Source organism: Sphingopyxis sp. LC81 (assembly GCF_000756375.1).
Classification (GTDB): domain Bacteria; phylum Pseudomonadota; class Alphaproteobacteria; order Sphingomonadales; family Sphingomonadaceae; genus Sphingopyxis.
This window is the reverse complement of sequence record NZ_JNFD01000035.1, coordinates 1-19,430: the sequence shown is the minus strand read 5'-3', so window position 1 is coordinate 19,430 and position 19,430 is coordinate 1. Positions and strand designations below refer to the sequence as shown.

The following is a 19,430-nucleotide window of genomic DNA, read 5'->3' as shown; positions in this document are numbered from 1 at the left end:
GGAACCGTCGGGGAACGGTTCCGGCGTTGCTCCCACCAGAGACGGGAGCAAGGGACCTCGTGGCGTCCGCGCTATCGGCGAAGGGTCACCGCCGCGAGATCAGGATCGCGCTGGCCAGCGTCATCGGCGTGCCGGTCCGCTGCGCGGCAATGATCTCCTTGCCGGCTTCGCGGCCTCTCGAAAGCGCGCTCCGGAAACAATGGCCGGTGGCCATTTCCCGCACCGTCGATTCGAATTCGGGCCGGACGTCGCATACCGAGCGCGCCGCGGCGCGCAGGCGGCTGTCGAGCCGCGCCCAGCCGGCATCGGTGTCGAGATTGAGGTCAGCATAGCTGACTTTGACCACCTCGATTTCACCTGCCGGTGCGGTCGCGACGATGGGCTGAGAAAATGCGGGTGCTGCGCCGAGCAGCAACAGGGGCAGAGCCATGAAGATACGCATCGAGTTACTCCCTTTCATCATGTCCCAGCCGAACGGCAGGCTGCGGATGCGACCGGAGTAGCGGGAGTGCATGTCGGCGGCCGTGAGAAGAGCGTCAATCCGGTATTAAAAATACGTCAAAATCCGGAATGTTGAAATTTACCGTTCGTCTGCCCGTCAAAAAAATGTTATTCCGTCTTCGGGAAAAACATACGGCCGCAATCCCTCGACCAAGGAGGTCGCGCCGTGAATTCTGCATTCGCAAAAAACGAGCGGCATATCGCCGCCGTGCCGCCGGTATTGCGGCTCCTTGGTGACTTCGCCGTCGAGCCGGCCGCCCTGTCCCCCACCAGCCGCAAGGCCCGCGCCCTTCTTGCCCGGCTCGTGCTTGCCGACGCGCCGCTTGCGCGCGACCGGCTGAGCGCGCTCCTCTGGAGCCGCCGCCCCGATGCACAGGCGCATGCCAGCCTCAGGCAATGTCTTGTCGAATTGAAGCCGTGGACGCGGGCATCGCCGCCGCTGCTGCAAGCCGATCGCGAAACCGTCGCCATCGACCGCACGCAAGTCATCGACGATATTTCGTTGCTTCACGCCGCGTGCGCGGTGGACGATGTCGCCGTGGTCCTGAACCGGCTGCCCGCGCACGACGTCGGACTGCTGGCCGATCTCGACGGTATCGACGAAGCGTGGGACGACTGGCTCGCGGTCGAGCGTACGCGTCAGGGCGAAGCGATCGTTCGCGAGGTGCTCGGGGTGGCGGACAGGCGGCTGCAGGCGGGCGATGGCGAAGCGGCCCTCGCGGTGGCGGACAAGGTGACGCGCTTCGACCCGTGCAGCGAACATGCCGCGCGGCTGGTGATGAGCGCGCGCTGGGAGGCGGGCGACGGCGATGGTGTGCGCCACGCCTGGCAGCGGATCGAAGACGCGCTCGCGCGCGGAATCGACGGCAAGCCTTCGGCCGAAACCGCCGAACTATATCGACGCCTGTCGGCCCGGCCCTGTCCGCCGAGCCTTCACCCGGTCGCCCACCCAGTTCCAGCGTCCGCGATGGCTGTCAATCCAACGGCCAGCCGGTCGCCGCGGCGCGCGCTGTTCCTTGGCGTGGCCGCGCTGGTCCTTGCGCTGACGGGCGCCGATGCGCCGCGGTCGCGATCCGCGGTCGCTGCATTCGATGCGCCGGTGGTCCGCGTCGAGCCGATCGAGCTGCGCGGGAACGACCCGGTCGAGGACCGTTTTGCCGATGCGCTGGCCGGCGATTTCGCCCGCTTTGCCAAGGCGTCGGGGGGCGCGGTCCGGGTGCTCGACGGAAAGGTGGCGGGACGCGCGGGCGATTTCATCGTTCGCGTCGCGATCGAGCGCGACGGCAGTCAGTTCGTCAGCGAGTCGCGGATTGTCGACAGTTTGAACGGATCGATCCTGTGGTCCAGCCGTTTCGCGGCGCCCGTCGACGACCTCAGCCGGCTGCGCGAACGGACCGCGCTCGCGGTGGCCGGGCTGGTCAATTGCGCGTTGACGCTGAACGGCCGGAACGATCTGTTGGCGGCCGATGCGGATCGACGATCGCTGATCTTTGCGGTCTGCGACGCTGATACGGCTTTCGATGGACCCCGCGCAATCCGGTTGATGGAGGAGCTGGTTCAGCGCTGGCCGGGGGATGCCGACACGCTGGGATTGCTGGCGCAGGTCCGCGTCAAGCATCTCTCGCACGAGATGGATGCCGCCAAATGGAACGTGGAGCGCGCAAAAGCGATCGATGCGGCGCGCCGGGCGCTTGCGATCGACCCCGACAATGTCCCCGCGCTGACCGCGCTGTCGCAGTCGGGCGGTAGCGAATTGTTCATGGTCGAGGCTCTGCCTCTTGTTGACCGCGCGCTTGCGATCGACCCCGAATATCCGGCCGCATTGATGACGAACGCGGTGGGGCTGTTCCAGGCCGGCTATGTTCAAGCCGGTGTCGATCCGGCGCAGCGCGCCGCGCGCGCCGACCCGACGTCGATCTACAAGGCATTGGGGGTGGTCCGGCGTTATGGGGCGGCCGGGCAGATGCAGGATGCGATGAAGCAGTTCGCCGAAGTGGAGGCGATCTGGCCGGGGCACCCCGATCTTGCCGAACATCGCCGCCGCCTTGCGGTCGAGCTCGGCCGGGTCGAGGCGGCCGAAGTCTATCGCGGCGCAACGGCCGAGGAGCGGCGCGAATTCGATATGCTGCTCCTCCATCAATTCGCCGACCCGTCGATCGGGTCGCGTGAGGTCGACGCGGCTGCCGAGGCTGAATTCGCACAATATCCGCCGACCGCCTACGCGATAGCCGCGCATTACACGCGGCTCGGCGACATGCCGAAGGCGCTCTCGTGGCTCGCGCGCGCGCCGATCCGCAAAACCGACGGTCAATGGTCGCTTCTTTATTGGCCGTCGGTCGCTCCGCTGCGGCGCGAACCGCTATTCTTCGCGAAGCTGGCGCGGATCGGGCTGGTCGATTTCTGGCGGCGCCAGGATCGCTGGCCCGACTTCTGCAACGACCCCGGATTGCGCTACGACTGCAAGAGCGAAGCCGAACGGCTGGTGCGCCTCGGCCGCGCGGTCAGTGGCGGAAGTGCCGCATCCCGGTGAACACCATCGCGAGGCCGGCTTCGTTCGCCGCCGCGATCACTTCGTCGTCGCGGATCGAGCCGCCCGGCTGGATTACGCAGGTCGCGCCCGCCTCGACCGCGGCGAGCAGGCCGTCGGCAAAGGGGAAGAAGGCGTCGCTCGCGACCGCGCTGCCAACGGTGCGGGCTTCGGCCCAGCCGTGCGATTCGGCGGCTTCGCGCGCCTTCACCGCGGCGATGCGCGCGCTGTCGCGGCGGTTCATCTGTCCGGCGCCGATACCCGCGGTCGATCCGCCCTTGGCATAGACGATCGCGTTCGACTTCACATGCTTGGCGATCGTCCACGCAAACAGCGCGTCGGCGAGTTCTTCCTCGGTCGGCGCGCGGTCGGTGACGATTTTCAGGTCGGCGCGCGCGATGCGCCCATTGTCGCGGCTCTGCGCGAGCCAGCCGCCGGTGATCCCCTTCAGCATCAGTCCGCCGCGCGCCGGATCGGGCAGTTCGCCCGTCAGCAGCAGGCGGAGGTTCTTTTTCTTCGCGAACACCGCGCGCGCGTCGGCGTCGGCGTCGGGCGCGCAGACGACTTCGGTGAAGATGCCGCTGATCGCCTCCGCCGTCGCGCCGTCGAGCGGCCGGTTGACCGCGATGATGCCGCCGAACGCCGACACATCGTCGCATTTCAGCGCCGCGTCATAGGCTTCGGCGATCGTCGCGGCGGTCGCGACGCCGCACGGGTTGGCGTGCTTGACGATAACGCAGGTCGGGTCGGCCTCGCGGAATTCGGCGACGAGTTCGAGCGCGGCGTCGGCGTCGTTGATATTATTGTAGCTGAGCTCCTTGCCCTGCACCTGTTCGGCGCCGGCGATACCGCGCGGGCCGGGCACGGCGGGGACATAGAGCGCCGCCTTTTGATGCGGGTTTTCGCCGTAGCGCAGTTCGCTCGCCAGCTTGGCGGTCAGCGGCAGCGTGTCGGGGAAGGTCTTGCCCTGATCGGCGATCGCGAACCAGCGCGCGATCGTGCCGTCATAACTCGCGGTGTGGGCAAAGGCGGTCGCCGCAAGGCGCTTGCGCAGCGCTAACGTGGTGGCGCCCTGGTTGGCGTCCATCTCGGCGATCACCGCGGCATAATCTTCGGGTTCGGTGACGATGCCGACAAAGGCATGATTCTTTGCCGACGAGCGCACCATCGCAGGGCCGCCGATGTCGATATTCTCGATGATCGTGTCGCGGTCGGCGCCCGACGTCACCGTCTGGAGGAAGGGGTAGAGGTTGACGACGACCAGGTCGATCGCGCCGATGCCATGCTCCTCCATCGACGCGACATGCGCCGCGTCGTCGCGCACCGCAAGGATGCCGCCGTGGACCGTCGGATGCAGCGTCTTGACGCGGCCGTCCATCATCTCGGGAAAACCGGTGAGGTCCGAGACGTCGAGGACAGTATGCCCCGCCTCGCGCAGCGCCTTCGCGGTGCCGCCGGTCGATACGAGTTCGACGCCGTGGCGGACGAGCGCGGCGGCAAGATCGGCGAGCCCCGCCTTGTCGCTGACGGACAGAAGGGCGCGGCGGACAGGAATCAGGTCGGTCATGGGGAGGGCCTCGGCTGGCGATGGGATGACGCGGCCCCCCTAGGCGCGCGCCGTCCGTATCGCAAGCCTTGCGGCCTCTTTTAGAGCCCCAGCGCCGCCGCGATCTGGTCCCAGCTTACCAGCTTGAAGTTCTGCGCCTTGGGGGCGTTGTCGCCGTCCTGCGCGAGGAAGATGCCGTCGGGATAGGCGGGGCCGAAATTGCCCGCGACCGCTTCGATCCCGTCGGTCTCGCTCGTCGCGCCATATGCGCCCGCCGCAACCGCAAAGCGGCCGACATAATCGACACCGGGCAGGCGGAAGACCGCATAGGCATTATCGCCTTGGCTCGACACGAGCAGGTAACGCTGGCCCTTGTGGTCGATCGTCGCGAGGCCCTCGACATCGGCGACGAGACGCTGGTTGTCGACCGGCGCGACCATGCGTGCGGTGGCGGTCGTGCCGTTCGGCTTCAATTCCCAGACGCCCGCGTCTTCCTCGCCGACATAGAGCGTGTCGCCATCGAAGACGCAGCCCTCGGACTGGGTCGGGATCTTATATTCCCATGTGGTCGCGAAGCCCGGCGTCCCGTCTACGGTCAGCGTGCCGACGCGCACGGTGCCGTCCTTGACGATCAGCGCGGCGGTGAGCGGTGCGCCCAGCGCGGTCTTTTTTAGGCAAAGGCCATAGGCTTCACCCGCGCCCGCCGCGGCACGGCCGAGCGATACGATCGCCGGCTTGTCGGCGTCGAGGCGGAACACCGCGAGATGCGCGTTCACCCCGTCGTTGCGGTCGCTCGCGACAATGATGTTGCCCGCAACGTCGACATTGTTGACGAGGCCGGCCTGCGTGAAGGCGATGTCCTTGCCGGTCAGGTCATAGACATGCAGCCCCGCCTTCTTGTCGGTCGCGACGATCAGCGCGCGGTTCGGATTGGCCGGATCGACCCAGATCGCCGGGTCGTCGGCGGCGTCGGCCTTGCCCGTGCCGACGGGCGCGGTCTCGCCGCTCGCGGTCACCTGCACCGGGGGCAGGCCGGTGATGACGGGCGCGCTCGCGGCGCAACCGCCCAGCGCCGATACAAAAGCCAGCGAAGTCAGCAGCTTTCCTTTGCCGATGGTGGCCATGATGATTCCCCCGTTCCCGTGCGCGCAAAAGTGCGGCTCGCGCGCCCCGTCCCAGCAAAGTCGTGTCGCGTCAATATGACAATATTTCCGTCACTTAACTGTCATCGATGCGTCACACGGCTCGCCGCAAACTGTCACACGCTCCCCCTAGAGGCCCGGCAACCATAAGGGGGTACGACAAAATGATTCGACGCTTCAGCCTGCATTCCGCCGCCGCGCTTGCCATCGCCACGGCGCTTGTCGCCGCCCCCGCCGCAGCGCAGGACAATGCGCCGATCGTCGACGAAAGCGGCGACGGCACGATCACCTCGGCGCGCGATATCGTCGTCCTCGGCAGCGTGGGGTATCGCAATCGCAGCGAAGATCAGGCCGAACCGGTCATCAGTTACGACAGCGAATTTTTCCAGCGTTTCGAGCCGCTGACTGCGGGCGATGCGCTGAAGCGCGTGCCGTCGGTGACCTTCCTGTCGGACGTCATCGAAAGCGACGGCGCACGGCTGCGCGGCCTGCCGCCCGGCTATACCCAGATATTGATCAACGGCGAAAAGGTGCCCGGGTCGAACGCCGACCGCAGCTTCTTCCTCGACCGCATCCCTGCCGAGCTGATCGACCGCGTCGAGATCGTCCGTTCGTCCTCGGCGCGCCGGACCGGCGACGCGGTCGCGGGCACGCTCAACATCAAGCTGCGCGACGGTTACGAACTCGACGGCGGTTATCTGCGCGCGGGCGGGCTCTATTATGACGACAAGGAACTCGAACCGAGTGTCGGCGGCGTATTCGGCGGCGCGCTCGGGCCGGGCCGCTTCCTGATCGGCGGCAATTTCCAGGGGCGTCACAATCCGAAGAAGAAATATTCGCTGCGTTACAATGATTCGCCCGAGAACGACCCGAACTACGCCACGGACCCGGATGTTTTCGAAAATCGCGAGGACCAGACCGACACGCGCGACGGCAAGGATTATTCGTTCAACGCGACCTACGACATCAAGGGCGACACGACCGATTTCTCGATCAACGGCTTTTACGTCCACACCGATCGCACGGAGACCGAGCGCAGCTTCGAATATAATCGTCCGACCGGTGTTTTCGGCCCCGTGCCCAACCCCAACCCGAACGGCACGACCCCCGGCCTGCTGACCGACAATGCCAATATCGCGCGGATCAACCAGGACAATTACAGCGTCAACGGCAAGCTCGCGCATCGCTGGTCCGCCGGGGAAACGAGCCTGAAGATCGGCTATGCCTGGTTCGACGAGGACCGGTTCGAAACCGAATATGAGGTCGATTTCGATCGCGCGCGGCCGCGCTTTACCGGCGACCAGACGCGCACCGGCATCACCGACAAGGAATTTTCGGTGCGGCTCGAGCATGAGGTCGCGCTGGGCGAGACCGCGAAGCTGGTGTTCGGCGGCCTGTGGCAGGACAAGGATCGCGATACCTCGATCACCCAGGTGCCGCGCGATCGCTACAATCTGGCTGCCGCAGATCGGCAATATGACCAGTTTTCGCGCAACCCGACCGAATTCGTGCGCCCCTTCGGCGCCTTTGTGCCCGCTCCGGGCGGCGTGAACACCATTCAGGAAAAGCGTCTCGACGGCTTCGTGCTCGTCGAAGGCGACATGCCGGGCGTGAAGTGGGAGGCGGGCATCCGCTATGAAACGACCGACCTCACCATCGACGACCTGACCCCGCCCGCGACGCGCTTCGACCAGGATTATGAAAAGCTGCTCCCGTCGGCATCGGTAAAGATCGACGTCGGCGCGCGCGGCCGGGTCACCGCCTCGGTCGCCCGCACCAGCCGGCGCCCCGAATTCAACTACCTCTCGCCCGCGACGCTCGAGGAAGAACTCGGCGACAACGACCTGCTCGGCAATCCGCTGCTCGATCCCGAAACCGCGTGGGGCTTCGACCTCGGCTATGAGCACCGCCTCGGCCGTTCGGGCATCGCCGGGATCAATGTCTTCTACCGCAAGGTCGAGGATCTGATCGAATTGGCCAACATCGGGCCGATCGCCGGCCGGCCGGGCGCCTTCACCTACCAGCCGCAGAATATTGGCGATGGCAAGGTCTGGGGCGTCGAGTTCGACCTGTCGACCGACCTTGGTTTCATCGGCCTGCCCGATACCGGTGTCTTCGGCAACGTGTCGTGGCTCGACAGCAAGATCGTCGACGAATTCGGCGAGCGCCGCTTCAACGGCCAGAGCAAATATGTCTACAATTTCGGCGCGATCCAGGACATTCCGTCGATCGGCGCCGCGTTCGGCGCGACCTATCGCAAACAGGGCGGGGCATTCGACCGTACCGTCGGCGAGGAAATTTTCACCACCTATGGCGCCGATCTCGAAATCTTCGTCGAAAAGCGTTTCGGCAAGAGCTTCACGATCCGCGCGGTGGGATCGAACCTGCTGAACGGCGCGAAGCGCGAGGCGTTCAACAAATTCGCGACGGTCGACGACCAGAACGACCGCAGCTTTGACGAATATGAACTCGAAAGCGAAAAGGCCGGTCCGGTCTTCCAGCTGATGGCGCGCTACGCTTTTTAACGCGCGGGGTTGCGGCGGCGGGCAGTCCCTTGCCCGCCGCCGTCAGCCGATATGCTTGAAGATCCAGCCGATGCTGGCGCCGCCCGCGGGTGCGGTGCCGGTGACGACGAGCTGTTCGGTCGGGTGCGGGCGGCCTTCGCCATCGACCCACAGGCTTTGCTCGATGTCGAGACCGCCTTCGGACGTGCGGAATTGCCACAGCGGACCGCCGTTTATGCGTAGCAGCGCGCCCAATTTGTCGGCGGTCAGGCTTGCCGAGATATGCGCGCCGAGGTGGAAGCGCAGCGTGAACCCCTTGTCGCCCTTGCGGCGCGTGCGCGGGGCGGGGAGCAGCATGTCCTCGCCGCGCAGCTCGCGGCCGTTGGGCGACAGGATCAGCAAGCGGCGGTGGATCAGTCCGTGGCGCCGCGCATAGCCGTCGTGGCTCATCTCCACCCGGCTGCCCTGCGGCGTCTCGCGCCGGTCGAGCTCGACCTCGGTCACGCCCTTGCCGAGCGAGCCGTTGGCGAGGATCGCGGTCGAATTGCTGTCGCCGAGCGTCAGCGTCGAATGCGCCGCGGTGGTGCGCAGCCCGCGCGCGAGGTCGGCGGGGATCGTCGCGCCGGTCAGCGCGGCGCCGCCGCAATTGACGACGATCCGCTCGGCGCCGTCGCTGAGTTCGAAGGCGAGGGTCGAAGCGCAGCCCGCCTCGGTCACCCGGGCAATGGGGGGAGGCGCGGCGTCGGCGAGCAGCACGACCTTGTTCGCGACGAGCCGCTGATAGCCCCAGTCGCGCGCCTGCTTCAGCGGCCGCGTGCGGACGCCGCTGGCGTCGACGATCGCCTGGATCGTGGCGGCCGAGGTCGCGCCGCTGCCCTGCCAGCTGCCCATGCCGCCGTCGCTGTGGGTGAGGCCGAGCAGCGCGGGAACCGCGCGCGCGAGAACTTCCTGGATGAAGGGCGGCACCTCCATGCGGCGCATGTCGTAGATTTTCGCGAGCATCGACAGCGCCATGACCGCGTCGAGCTGTGCCTGCGGCGAGCGCGAGATATTGCCGCCATCGGCGTAGAAGCTCGTTTCGAGCACCTTGCGCAGCCCGGCCTCGCCGAAGACCTGCCGCGGCTCGCCGCCAGGCATCAGCAGCGAGGCGGCAACGATCCCGACCCACGCGACCATCTGCCCGGTGCCGGGGCGCGTCTTGTCGGCGACGCGGTCGAGATGGCGCGCCGCGCGCGCGAGATGGTTGAGCACCGCCGAGCGATAGACGAGATCGCTCGACGACAGGATCAGCGGCGCGTGCGCGGCCCAGAACAGGATACGCCACGCGCTGTTATCGGCCTTCCACGCGGGTTCGCTGACCGTCTCGCCATGCGTGCCGAGCCAGTGGCGGACGACCGCTTCGGCGATCGGCGCGCCGTCGGCGCGCGAACCCGTCGCGGCGAGGTCGCGGAGCCAGGCGAAGCTGTGGAGATAGTCGGCAAAGGTCGGCGCGACGTTGAGCGCGGCGAAGTCGAGTTCACCGAGCGGTAGCTTCAATCCGCGATGCAGGAAATGGCCGGCGCGGATCGCGGTGCCCGCGCGCGTATCGCCGGGCACCGGGTCGACTGGCACGCCGAGCAGCTTCAGCGGAAACCGCCCCTTCAGGCGGAACGCGTGGAGCGGTGTGCGCCAGGTCAGGCGCGTGATCGCATTGGCGACGCGGTCGCCGAGCGAGAGCCCCTTGTCGGCGGGAAGGCGGATCAGGCGCTTGCCGGGCTCGATCGTGTCGTCGATGGCGTCGGCGGCGGCGCCCTCCGGTTCATCTTCTGGAGCGGTCACCGGTCTTGCCATGCTCAGGCGCCGCCGCGCAGCCGCCGGATATTGTCGGCGTAGGCGTCGGGGCCGCCCTTGAAGGTCGCGGTGCCCGCAACGAGCACGTCGGCGCCCGCGGCGATCGCCAGCGGGGCGGTGCCCGCATCGATGCCGCCATCGACCTCGAGCCTTATGTCGCGGCCCGACTTGTCGATCATCTTGCGGACCGCCTCGATCTTCCTGAGCTGGCTCGAAATGAAGCTCTGGCCGCCAAAGCCCGGGTTGACGCTCATGATCAGGACAAGGTCGATGTCGTCGATCAGATAGTCGAGCATCTTCGCGGGGGTCGCGGGGTTGAGCGACACGCCCGCCTGCTTGCCCAGCGACTTGATGTGCTGGACGGTGCGGTGGATATGCGGCCCCGCCTCGGGATGGACGGTGATGATGTCGGCGCCCGCCGCGGCGAAGGCGTCGAGGAAATGATCGACCGGGCTGATCATCAGATGGACGTCGAAGGGCAGGGTCGAGTGCGGGCGCAACGCCTTTACCACCGCCGGGCCGATCGTCAGGTTCGGCACATAATGGCCGTCCATCACGTCGATATGCACCCAGTCGGCGCCCGCGGTCTCGATCGCGCGCACTTCCTCGCCCAGCCGCGCGAAATCGGCGCTGAGGATCGACGGGGCAATGCGGACGGGCGTGGTGGCGGCGGTCATAGAGACCGGCCTTAACCATCTAGCGAGTCGGGGGCAAGCGGGGTGGGGCGGCTATTGGCAGCTATCCCCAAATATTGTCGCGCGAAGCTATCGCCAGCGCCAGCCGCCCTCGGTCTTGGCGCGGTAGATCGGCATCGGGGCAAGCCCCGCGAGGACGATCAGGATGGTCATCAGAACGGGCCGGTCTCGGAAGAGCCAGGCGAGGCCGGCGATCATCGCGATATGGAGTGCGAGGAAGAACCAGCCCTCCCACACGAACGGCAGGCCGGTGCCATAGCCGTGGCGCTTGGCGCGAAACCACGGGCTTTTTCGCATGAACAGGTGAAGCATGATCAGCCTTCCTCTTTCGGCGGCCGCCCGCGCCTGGCGGCGTCCTGTCGCCGCTTGATCGCCATAAGCGCCTCGACATCGACAATCTCGCTCCGCGCAAGCATCCAGCGTAACCCCGCGACGGCCCAAAGGATCATGAAGAGCACATATAGGAGGAGGGCCACCATCTTCGTGCTCTCGGAGGGTTTGCTCTCCATGGTCGTCGCGAACATGGCTACGGCAGGCACCAGCGCGAGAAGCCACAACGCCATCGCCTTCCAGCCCGCCGCGTTGCGCGGCTGGATCCGGATGGCCCATTTTCCGTTGCGATAGCAGATGAACGGTTTGTCCTCATCGCGCATTCCTGCTTCCCTTTTGCCGTCCTATTCGCCACGCGGCTTTGTCGGCCGCCCGCGCTTGGGCGCTTCCGACTGTTTGACGCTCATCCCGCGCCGCGCCAGCGCCTCGCGCAGCAACACCTCGATTTCGGCATTGGCGCTGCGCAAGTCGGCGGCCGCCATCCGCTCGATCGCCGCATAGAGCGCGGGATCGAGGCGGAGGGCAAAGGCTTTCTTGGCGGCCGCTGGCATCGCTTCAACTCAGTAGAGCGAGCCGGTATTGACGACGGGCTGGGTGTCGCGTTCGCCGCACAGCACGACCATCAGGTTCGACACCATCGCCGCCTTGCGTTCGTCGTCGAGGTCGACGACGTTTTTCTCGGACAGGTGTTGGAGCGCCATCTCGACCATCGTTACCGCGCCCTCGACCAGCTTCTTGCGCGCGGCGATCACCGCTTCGGCCTGCTGGCGGCGGAGCATCGCGCCGGCGATTTCCTGCGCATAGGCGAGGTGGGTGAGGCCGCATTCGTCGACCGTGATCCCCGCGACGCTCAGTCGCTCGATCAGCGCCTTCCTGAGTTCGACCCCGACCTCGTCGTGATTGCCGCGCAGCGTGACTTCCTGATGCTCGATATCGTCATAGGGATAGCGCGAGCCGATCGAGCGCACCGCGGCCTCGATCTGCGCCATCACGAATTCCTTGTAATCGTCGACGTCGAACAAAGCCTGCGCGGTGTCGGTGACGCGCCACACGACCTGCGCCGCCATCTCGATCGGGTTGCCGCGCAGGTCGTTGACCTTGATCTTGTCCGAAATGACGTTGTTCGCGCGCACCGCGATCTTCTTGCGCGTCAGCCAGGGGAGGACCCAGCGCAGCCCTTCCTCGCGGTCGGTGCCCTTGTACGCGCCGAACAGCTGGATCGCGGCGGCCTCGTTCGGGTTGATGAGGTAGAAGCCGCAGAGGATCAGCAGGCCCACGATCGCCGAGGCGACCACGACGATCCATTTCCATGCGACCATATATTCGGCGTTGGCGTTGGTGATCCCCGCCCAGGCGGCGACGCCCAAGAGCAGTAACCAGATGAACAGCATCAGATAACCGCTCTGCGTAGCGGCGCGTGTCTCGCGGCTGCGGTTCAGCGCGGGAGTCCCTGTTTCGACCATTTTTGCCCTCCGAATCATTCGATATAAAGATGATATCATATTTATATCGAATCGGATGGAGGTCAATCGGGATTCGATCGAACAGACGCCGCAGGGTTTTGCGTTGGGACAAGCTGGCACAACGGCCGGAGTCGGGTTCGGTCGTGTTCAGACCGGGATGTGTGGCAATCGGTGCGGTTGCCCAGCGCGGCTGGCTGCGGCAGCTTCGAGGCATACCCCAGTTCGGACTTCAAAACTGACGCGCTCGTGCGCGAAGGAGGACAGATGCTCCAGGGCAAAAAATTGGTTCAATCCATGTTCGCGCGGAGCGGCTACAGGATTGTAAGATCAGAATCCGGCATGCGGTATCGGCCGACCTCGGCCGACGCGCGCAACTCTGCCAGCTTGCTCCATGAGATACTTCCGGTCGTGCAGCACAACGCGCTGACCGGAGAATGGCCGACGCCAGCATTTCTTGAGGACTATTTCGATGCCAGCCGTCTCGCGATGGCCCGCCTTCTGCTCGATCAATGCGATGCCGAAGACGTCGAAATCGCGGGCAAGTGCGTTCTGGACATCGGGTGCCATGCAGGGAGCCTGCTGCGCCTCATGCACGCAAGATACCCGGAAGCCTCGCTTTTCGGATGCGACATCAGCGATGTGAAGCTTGCGATGGCCAAACGCGCCTGCCCTGACGCCGAACTGTTCTTCAGCGCGCTCTCGGACCTTCCTCGGTCATCGCGTTACGACGTGGTATTTCTGATGGAAGTGCTCGAGCACACGGTCGATCCTGAAGCGGTCGTCCGGCGTCTGCTCGATATTGTGTCCGCCGGCGGCACGCTCATATTGACGGTTCCCGATGGGCGGAAGGATCAATTTCCCGCCAAGGAATATCACGCGGAATTTGATTCCTACGCGGGCCACATCAACTTCTGGAGCCCGGAGAGCTGGAATTATTTCCTTATGCGGGTCGCTCCCGAGTGGAAACTCAGGACAGGAACGCTGTCGACCGGACATTTGTTCGCAGCCCTGAGCATGAAGAATAAGGTGAATTAGGATAAACAAAGGGAGCGAAATCGCCCCCTTTGCCTCCCCGGTATCGTTCGCTTATTCGGTCGGAAAGCCGCGCTTTTTCAGCAGTGCCTTCACGTCGGGATCGCGGCCGCGGAACGCGCGGTACGCCTCGGCGCGGTCGGTCTCGTTGCCCGTCATCAGCAGGAGGGTGCGGAACTTGTCGGCGACTTTGCGGTCCCACGCGCCGCCCGCTTCGGTGAACGCCGCCCAGGTGTCGGCGTCCATCGTTTCGGACCAGAGATAGGAATAATAGCCCGCCGAATAGGCGTCCGAGCTGAACAGATGGCCGAATTGCGGCAGGCGGTGCCGCATCACCAGTTCCTTCGGCATTCCGATTTCGGCGAGCGTTTCGCGCTCGAACTTGTCGGCGTCGGCCGGCGGCGTCTTGCGGTCGTGCAGCTTCATGTCGACGATCGCGCTCGACAGATACTCGACGGTCGAAAAGCCCTGGTTGAACTTGTCCGACGCGAGAATCTTGTCGACCAGCGCCTGCGGCATCGGCTGACCCGTCTTGTAGTGCGTCGCATATTTCGACAGCACTTCGGGGGTCATCAGCCAATTTTCGTTCACCTGGCTCGGATATTCGACGAAGTCGCGCGGCACCCCGGCAAGCGCGGGATAATAGATGTGCTGCAGCAGATAATGGATGCCGTGGCCGAATTCGTGGAACAAGGTCGTCGCGTCGTCGAGGCTGATCAGCGTCGGCTCGCCCTTCGCGGCTTCGGTGAAATTATTATTGTTCGAGGCGAGCACATTGCGCTCGCCGCCGAGCGTCTGCTGGCTGCGATAGGTCGTCATCCACGCGCCCGAACGCTTCCCGTCGCGCGCGAAATTGTCGAGGTAGAAGACCCCGACATTCTCGTTCGTCTTGAGATTATAGACTTCGAAGGTGCGGACCTTGGGATCGAAGATGGGGATCGTGCCGGTATTTTCGCGGAAGCCGAGGTCGTAGAGCTGCCCCGCCGACCAGAACATCGCGTCGCGCAGCTTGTCGAGCTGGAGGTAGGGCTTCACCTCGCTTTCATCGAGGTCGTATTTCGCCTTGCGGACCTTCTCCGAATAGAAGCGATAGTCCCACGGCTCGATGGTGATTTTCGGCCCCTTGCCGGCCTTGGCTTCGGCGTCGGCGATCGCCTGCATGTCGGCGACCTCTTCCTTCACGCGCGCGACCGCGGCGGGCCACACCTTCATCATCAGCCCCATCGCGGCTTCGGGCGTCTTCGCCATCGTGTCGGCCATGCGATAATGCGCGTGGGTCGGGAAACCGAGCAGTTCGGCGCGTTGCTGGCGCAGCTTCAATATCTCGGCGATCGTCGCATTGGTGTCGTTGGCGTCGCCATTGTCGCCGCGGCTGATAAATGCCTTGTAGACCTTTTCGCGCAGCGCACGGTTGGTCGCGTTCTGCATCACCGGCTGCGCCGACGAGCGGGTGTTCTTGATCGCCCACTGGCCGGGCTTGCCATTGGCTTCGGCGGCGGCGGCGAGCGAGGCGACGAAGCCGGGCTCGAGACCCGCGAGTTCGGCCTTGTCGGTGACGAAGGTGTAGAGTTTTTCGTCGCCGAGCAGCTTCGACGAAAAGGCCGAGAACAGCCCTTCGAGCTTCGAGTTCATCTCGACCAGCTTCGCCTTGTCGACGGGCGACAGGTTCGCGCCGTCGCGGACCATCTCGTCATAGCTGCGCTCGACGATGCGAATCTGCTGCGCGTTGAGGCCGCTCGAATTGCGCTTGTCGTACACCGCCTTGTAGCGCGCGAAGAGCTTGGGATCGAGGAACAGTTCGGTGTAAAAGGTCGTGAGCTTGGGGCTCCACTCGGCGTCGATATCCTCGACGCGGTCGTTCGACTTGTTCGATGTCTGCACGCCCCACAGCGCGAAGAGGCGGTCCATCGTGTCGCCCGCGAGCATCATCGGGACGTGCGTATTCTCGAACGTCGGCGCGGCGGGATTGTCGATAACGGCCTGCACCTCTGCCTTGGTTTCGGCCATGCCCTTCACGAAGGCGTCGGGGAACAGTTCGGGGTCCATCTTGTCCCACGGCGGCACCCCTTCAAAGGGGCCGGTCCAGGGCTGGAGCATCGGGTTCTGGCCCACGGGCGTGGCGGGGACCAGCTTGGCGGCGGCGGTCGGTTCGGCGGCGGTTGCGGTGGTCATCTGGCTATAACCCACGATCATCGCGGTGGATGCAAGCATGATCGACAAATGACGGGCAAAAGGGTGCGCGGTGCGCGACATCGATAAATCTCCCCGGAGGATAAGGTTTCGAACGAAACCATGTCGGGGGCCGTCTTAACCTTATATGACAGGGGGGTGCAAGCCGCCTAGGCGCCAAAATCCTGCTGGATCAGGCCGGGCACGTCGACGCGGAAGGCGAACACGCCGCCCGCGTGCGGCTGCTTCGCGCGCTCCTCGTCGGTCAGATTCTTGCCCGCGCTGGTGACGAACGCGGTCTTGAGGTCGGGTCCGCCGAACGCAATCATCGTCGGACGCTGGACCGGCAGCTCGACGGTCTGCAGCAACTCGCCCGCGGGTGAGAGGCGCACGACGCGCCAGCCGTCCCACAGCGCCGACCAGTAACAACCCTCGGCATCGACCGCGGCGCCGTCGGGGCGGCCGTTGCCATATTCGAACTGGTGGAAGATGCGGCCGTTGCCGAGCGTGCCCGCGGCCGGGTCGACATCATAGGCGCGGATCGCGTGGGACGGCGTGTCGGCGTGGTAGAAGGTGCGGCCGTCGGGGCTGAAGGCTGCGCCGTTGCTCGTTGTCAGCCGCCCGAAGATTTCGGTCAGCGACCCGTCGGGATCGAGCCGGTAGAGCGTCGCGGCGGGTTTCGCCTTGTCGCTCGTCAGGCTGCCGACCCACAGCCGGCCGAGGGCATCGACGCGGCCGTCGTTGAAGCGCTGTTCGGGTTTGTCGGCGAGCACCGCTGGCCCGAACGGACGCGGTGCTGCACCCCACGCGTCGATCAGCGCGCAGCCATTTTCGAGCGCCGCGACCAGCCCGCCGCCCGCGCGCGGTGCAATGCAGCCGACTTGCTCCGCTAGTTCCATGACCTCGTCGGCGCCCGTTTCAGGATCGGTGCGATGGATTTTGCGGCCATCGATATCGACCCAATAGAGGCGGGCTTCGGCGGCGTGCCAGACGGGCGATTCGCCGAGCAGGGCGCCGGCATCGAGAAGCAGTTGGACCATGGAACGGGTCTTAGCGCGGCCCGCCGATGCTGCCCAGCGGCTGCAAACCTATTCGACGGGGCGCCCTTATTCGTCGCCCGCGCCTTCGCGGGGGCGACGAGATGGTTTTTCGCCGTAGCGTCTTTCTACTTGACGTGGACGTAAACGTAAGGTCTTTTGAGCCGGAAAGATGCGGCCGACTCCCCGCTTGCGTTCGGCCGTTCTCAGGGAAAGGAATCATATGTCGCTCGATAATCTGTCGCGCTCCGCCTACTCCGAAGACCATGAGGCGTTTCGCGCCACGGTGCGCCAGTTCCTCGAAAAGGAAGTCGCCCCCAATGCGGCGAAATGGGCCGAGGACGGCATCGTGCCCAAGGATATCTGGCCCAAGGCGGGCGAGCTCGGCATGCTGTGCCCGACGGTGCCCGAGGAATATGGCGGGCTCGGCCTCGACTTCGGCTATAATGCCGTCGTCGACGAGGAAAGCGCCTATTATGGCCGCGCGACGACGGGCTTCTCGCTCCAGTCGGACATCGTCACCAGCTATATCGTCAAATATGGCAGCGAGGAGCAGAAGAAGCACTGGCTGCCCAAGATGGTGTCGGGCGAGGTGATCACCGCGATCGCGATGACCGAACCGGGCACCGGCAGCGACCTTCAGGGCATGCGCACGACCGCGAAGAAGGATGGCAATCATTATGTCATCAACGGGTCGAAAACCTATATCACCAACGGCCAGAACGCCGACCTGATCCTCGTCTGCGTCAAGACCGACACCGAGGTCCAGCCGGCGTGGAAGGGCGTGTCGATCGTGCTCGTCGAGGCCGACCGCGAGGGTTATGAGCGCGGCCGCAACCTCGACAAGATCGGGCAGGACGAGGCCGATACGTCGGAAATGTTCTTCAACGACGTGCGCGTGCCGATCACCAACTGCCTCGGCGAAGAGGGGCAGGGCTTTATCTACCTGATGAGCGAACTGCCGCAGGAGCGCCTGTCGATCGCGGTGTCGGCGCAGGCGTCGGCGCAGCGCGCGTTCGACGACACGGTCGAATTCACCCGCGACCGCAAGGCGTTCGGCAAGCCGATCCTCGATTTCCAGAACACGCGTTTCGTGCTCGCCGATTTGAAGGCCAAGCTGCAGGTCGGCTGGGCGCACCTCGACTGGGCGCTCAACCGTCACATGAAGAAGGAGCTGACCCCCGAGGAAGGCGCCGCGGCGAAGCTGTGGCACACCGACCTTCAGTGGGAAGTCATGGACAAATGCCTCCAGCTCCACGGCGGCGCGGGCTATATGAACGAATATCCGATCGCCCGCGCCTGGCGCGCCGCGCGTGTCACCCGCATCTTTGGCGGCACGAACGAAATCATGAAGGAACTGATCGGGCGCAAGCTCTGATCGCTTGAACTCGAAGGAAAGGAATTCTCCCATGGCTACAGCCTATATCGTCGACGCCGTTCGCACCGCGGGCGGCAAGCGCGGCGGCCGGCTCGCGGGCGTGCATCCCGTCGACCTCGGCGCCGCGGTGTTCGATGCGATCGCCGACCGCAATGACTTCGACACCAAGGCGATCGATGACGTCATCACCGGTTGCGTCAGCCAAGGCGGGCAGCAGACGATGGATCTCGGCCGCAACGCCGTGCTTGCGTCGAACCTCCCCGACTCGATCCCCGCGGTCACCATCGACCGCCAGTGCGGCTCGTCGCAGCAGGCGATCCAGTTCGCCGCGCAGGCGGTGATGTCGGGGACGCAGGACATCGTGCTCGCAAGCGGCATCGAAAGCATGACGCGCGTGCCGATGGGCACCGTCGCGACGCTCTTCATGAAGGAAGGGCTCGGCCACTACAAATCCGAGCGGCTCGAGGAAAAATATCCCGGCATCATGTTCAGCCAGTTCATGGGCGCCGAGATGATCGTCAAGAAGCATGGCTTCACCAAGGACGACCTCGACGCCTATGCGCTCGAAAGCCATCGCCGTGGTGCCGCCGCGACCGAAGCGGGCCATTTCAAGCGCGAGATCGTCGGCGTCGAGATCGACACGCCCGAGGGCCGTCAGGTCCATCTGGTCGACGAAGGTATCCGTTTCGACGCGACGCTTGAGGGCATCGCGGGGGTCAAATTGCTTCAGGAAGGCGGGGCGATCACCGCGGCCTCGGCGAGCCAGATCTGCGACGGCGCGTCAGCGGCGCTCGTCGTGTCGGAGCAGGCGCTCAAGGATCACAACCTCACCCCGCGTGCGCGCATCCACCATATTTCGGTGACCGCGGGCGACCCGGTGATCATGCTCGAAGAGCCTTTGTTCGCAACCGAACGCGCGCTGAAGAAAGCGGGCATGAAAATCGGCGATATCGACGCCTATGAGGTCAATGAGGCGTTCGCGCCCGTGCCGCTCGCCTGGCTCAAATATCTCGGCGCCGACCCCGCGCGGATCAACCAGCATGGCGGCGCGATCGCGCTTGGCCACCCGCTCGGCGCCTCGGGCACCAAGCTGATGGCGACTTTGCTCGGCGTGCTCGACGCGACCGGCGGCAAATATGGCCTGCAGACGATGTGCGAAGGCGGCGGTCAGGCCAACGTCACGATCATCGAGCGGCTGTAATTATTATCTCCCCTCCCGCTTGCGGGAGGGGTCGGGGGAGGGCCTGTTAGTCGGCATTCCCCCGACATGCCCCAC

At 65.2% G+C, this 19,430-nt stretch carries 16 protein-coding genes; 5 read left to right on the top strand and 11 right to left on the bottom strand.

The features are described from left to right. Positions 1 to 85: 85 nt before the first annotated feature. Complete coding sequence (locus tag FG91_RS16040; RefSeq protein ID WP_037516863.1) at positions 86 to 442, bottom strand: UrcA family protein; 357 nt, start codon at positions 440 to 442, stop codon at positions 86 to 88. Between the two features lie 225 nt (positions 443 to 667). Here FG91_RS16040 and FG91_RS16035 point away from each other — a divergent pair, with 225 nt between their 5' ends. Next, a complete protein-coding gene (locus FG91_RS16035) occupies positions 668 to 3,031 on the top strand; it encodes a BTAD domain-containing putative transcriptional regulator (protein ID WP_037516860.1) in 2,364 nt (787 codons plus the stop codon). Here FG91_RS16035 and purH read toward each other — a convergent pair. Together purH and FG91_RS16025 are read right to left on the bottom strand one after the other, a co-directional pair. Then, positions 3,003 to 4,595 (bottom strand): bifunctional phosphoribosylaminoimidazolecarboxamide formyltransferase/IMP cyclohydrolase, encoded by a 1,593-nt coding sequence (purH, locus tag FG91_RS16030; protein ID WP_037516858.1) that lies wholly within the window; start codon positions 4,593 to 4,595, stop codon positions 3,003 to 3,005. The genes FG91_RS16035 and purH overlap by 29 nt on opposite strands. Before the next feature lie 80 nt (positions 4,596 to 4,675). After that, complete coding sequence (locus FG91_RS16025) at positions 4,676 to 5,698, bottom strand: phytase (protein WP_037516856.1); 1,023 nt, start codon at positions 5,696 to 5,698, stop codon at positions 4,676 to 4,678. Positions 5,699 to 5,880: 182 nt separating this feature from the next. Between FG91_RS16025 and FG91_RS16020 the strand changes: the two genes are divergently transcribed. After that, positions 5,881 to 8,241: a TonB-dependent receptor plug domain-containing protein gene (locus FG91_RS16020; RefSeq protein ID WP_081940639.1), complete on the top strand. Its 2,361-nt coding sequence runs from the start codon at positions 5,881 to 5,883 to the stop codon at positions 8,239 to 8,241. A 42-nt stretch (positions 8,242 to 8,283) separates the two neighbouring features. Here the strand turns inward: FG91_RS16020 and FG91_RS16015 are convergent, their stop codons facing one another. From FG91_RS16015 to FG91_RS15990, 6 genes are all read right to left on the bottom strand, one after another. Next, positions 8,284 to 10,050, bottom strand: coding sequence for a heparinase II/III family protein (locus FG91_RS16015; protein WP_037516854.1), 1,767 nt, complete (start codon positions 10,048 to 10,050; stop codon positions 8,284 to 8,286). Positions 10,051 to 10,052: 2 nt separating this feature from the next. Then, entirely contained in the window at positions 10,053 to 10,727 is a 675-nt protein-coding gene (gene rpe, locus FG91_RS16010; RefSeq protein WP_037516851.1) for a ribulose-phosphate 3-epimerase, read from the bottom strand. A gap of 87 nt (positions 10,728 to 10,814) precedes the next feature. Continuing rightward, positions 10,815 to 11,057 carry a hypothetical protein gene (locus FG91_RS16005; RefSeq protein ID WP_037516848.1) on the bottom strand — a complete coding sequence of 81 codons (243 nt, stop codon included), beginning with the start codon at positions 11,055 to 11,057 and terminating at the stop codon, positions 10,815 to 10,817. Between the two features lie 2 nt (positions 11,058 to 11,059). Further along, the gene (locus tag FG91_RS16000; RefSeq protein ID WP_037516845.1) at positions 11,060 to 11,398 is read right to left on the bottom strand and encodes a hypothetical protein; all 339 of its coding nucleotides are present in this window, start codon (positions 11,396 to 11,398) and stop codon (positions 11,060 to 11,062) included. Positions 11,399 to 11,419: 21 nt separating this feature from the next. Then, positions 11,420 to 11,626: a hypothetical protein gene (locus FG91_RS15995; RefSeq protein WP_037516842.1), complete on the bottom strand. Its 207-nt coding sequence runs from the start codon at positions 11,624 to 11,626 to the stop codon at positions 11,420 to 11,422. A 9-nt stretch (positions 11,627 to 11,635) separates the two neighbouring features. Continuing rightward, entirely contained in the window at positions 11,636 to 12,538 is a 903-nt protein-coding gene (locus FG91_RS15990) for an SPFH domain-containing protein (protein ID WP_037516839.1), read from the bottom strand. A 264-nt stretch (positions 12,539 to 12,802) separates the two neighbouring features. Between FG91_RS15990 and FG91_RS15985 the strand changes: the two genes are divergently transcribed. Then, positions 12,803 to 13,573: a class I SAM-dependent methyltransferase gene (locus tag FG91_RS15985; protein ID WP_081940638.1), complete on the top strand. Its 771-nt coding sequence runs from the start codon at positions 12,803 to 12,805 to the stop codon at positions 13,571 to 13,573. 51 nt (positions 13,574 to 13,624) lie between these two features. On the opposite strand, the gene FG91_RS15980 is transcribed toward FG91_RS15985, so the two are convergent. Next, positions 13,625 to 15,823, bottom strand: a complete 2,199-nt coding sequence (locus FG91_RS15980) for a M3 family metallopeptidase (protein ID WP_037516832.1) — start codon at positions 15,821 to 15,823, stop codon at positions 13,625 to 13,627. A gap of 86 nt (positions 15,824 to 15,909) precedes the next feature. After that, positions 15,910 to 16,779, bottom strand: a complete 870-nt coding sequence (locus tag FG91_RS15975; protein WP_037516831.1) for an SMP-30/gluconolactonase/LRE family protein — start codon at positions 16,777 to 16,779, stop codon at positions 15,910 to 15,912. Positions 16,780 to 16,999: 220 nt separating this feature from the next. Between FG91_RS15975 and FG91_RS15970 the strand changes: the two genes are divergently transcribed. Both FG91_RS15970 and FG91_RS15965 read left to right on the top strand, forming a co-directional pair. Then, entirely contained in the window at positions 17,000 to 18,154 is a 1,155-nt protein-coding gene (locus FG91_RS15970) for an acyl-CoA dehydrogenase family protein (protein WP_037516828.1), read from the top strand. Between the two features lie 31 nt (positions 18,155 to 18,185). Beyond that, on the top strand, positions 18,186 to 19,355 hold the full coding sequence (locus FG91_RS15965) for an acetyl-CoA C-acetyltransferase (protein WP_037516826.1): 1,170 nt from the start codon (positions 18,186 to 18,188) through the stop codon (positions 19,353 to 19,355). Positions 19,356 to 19,430 lie beyond the last annotated feature (75 nt).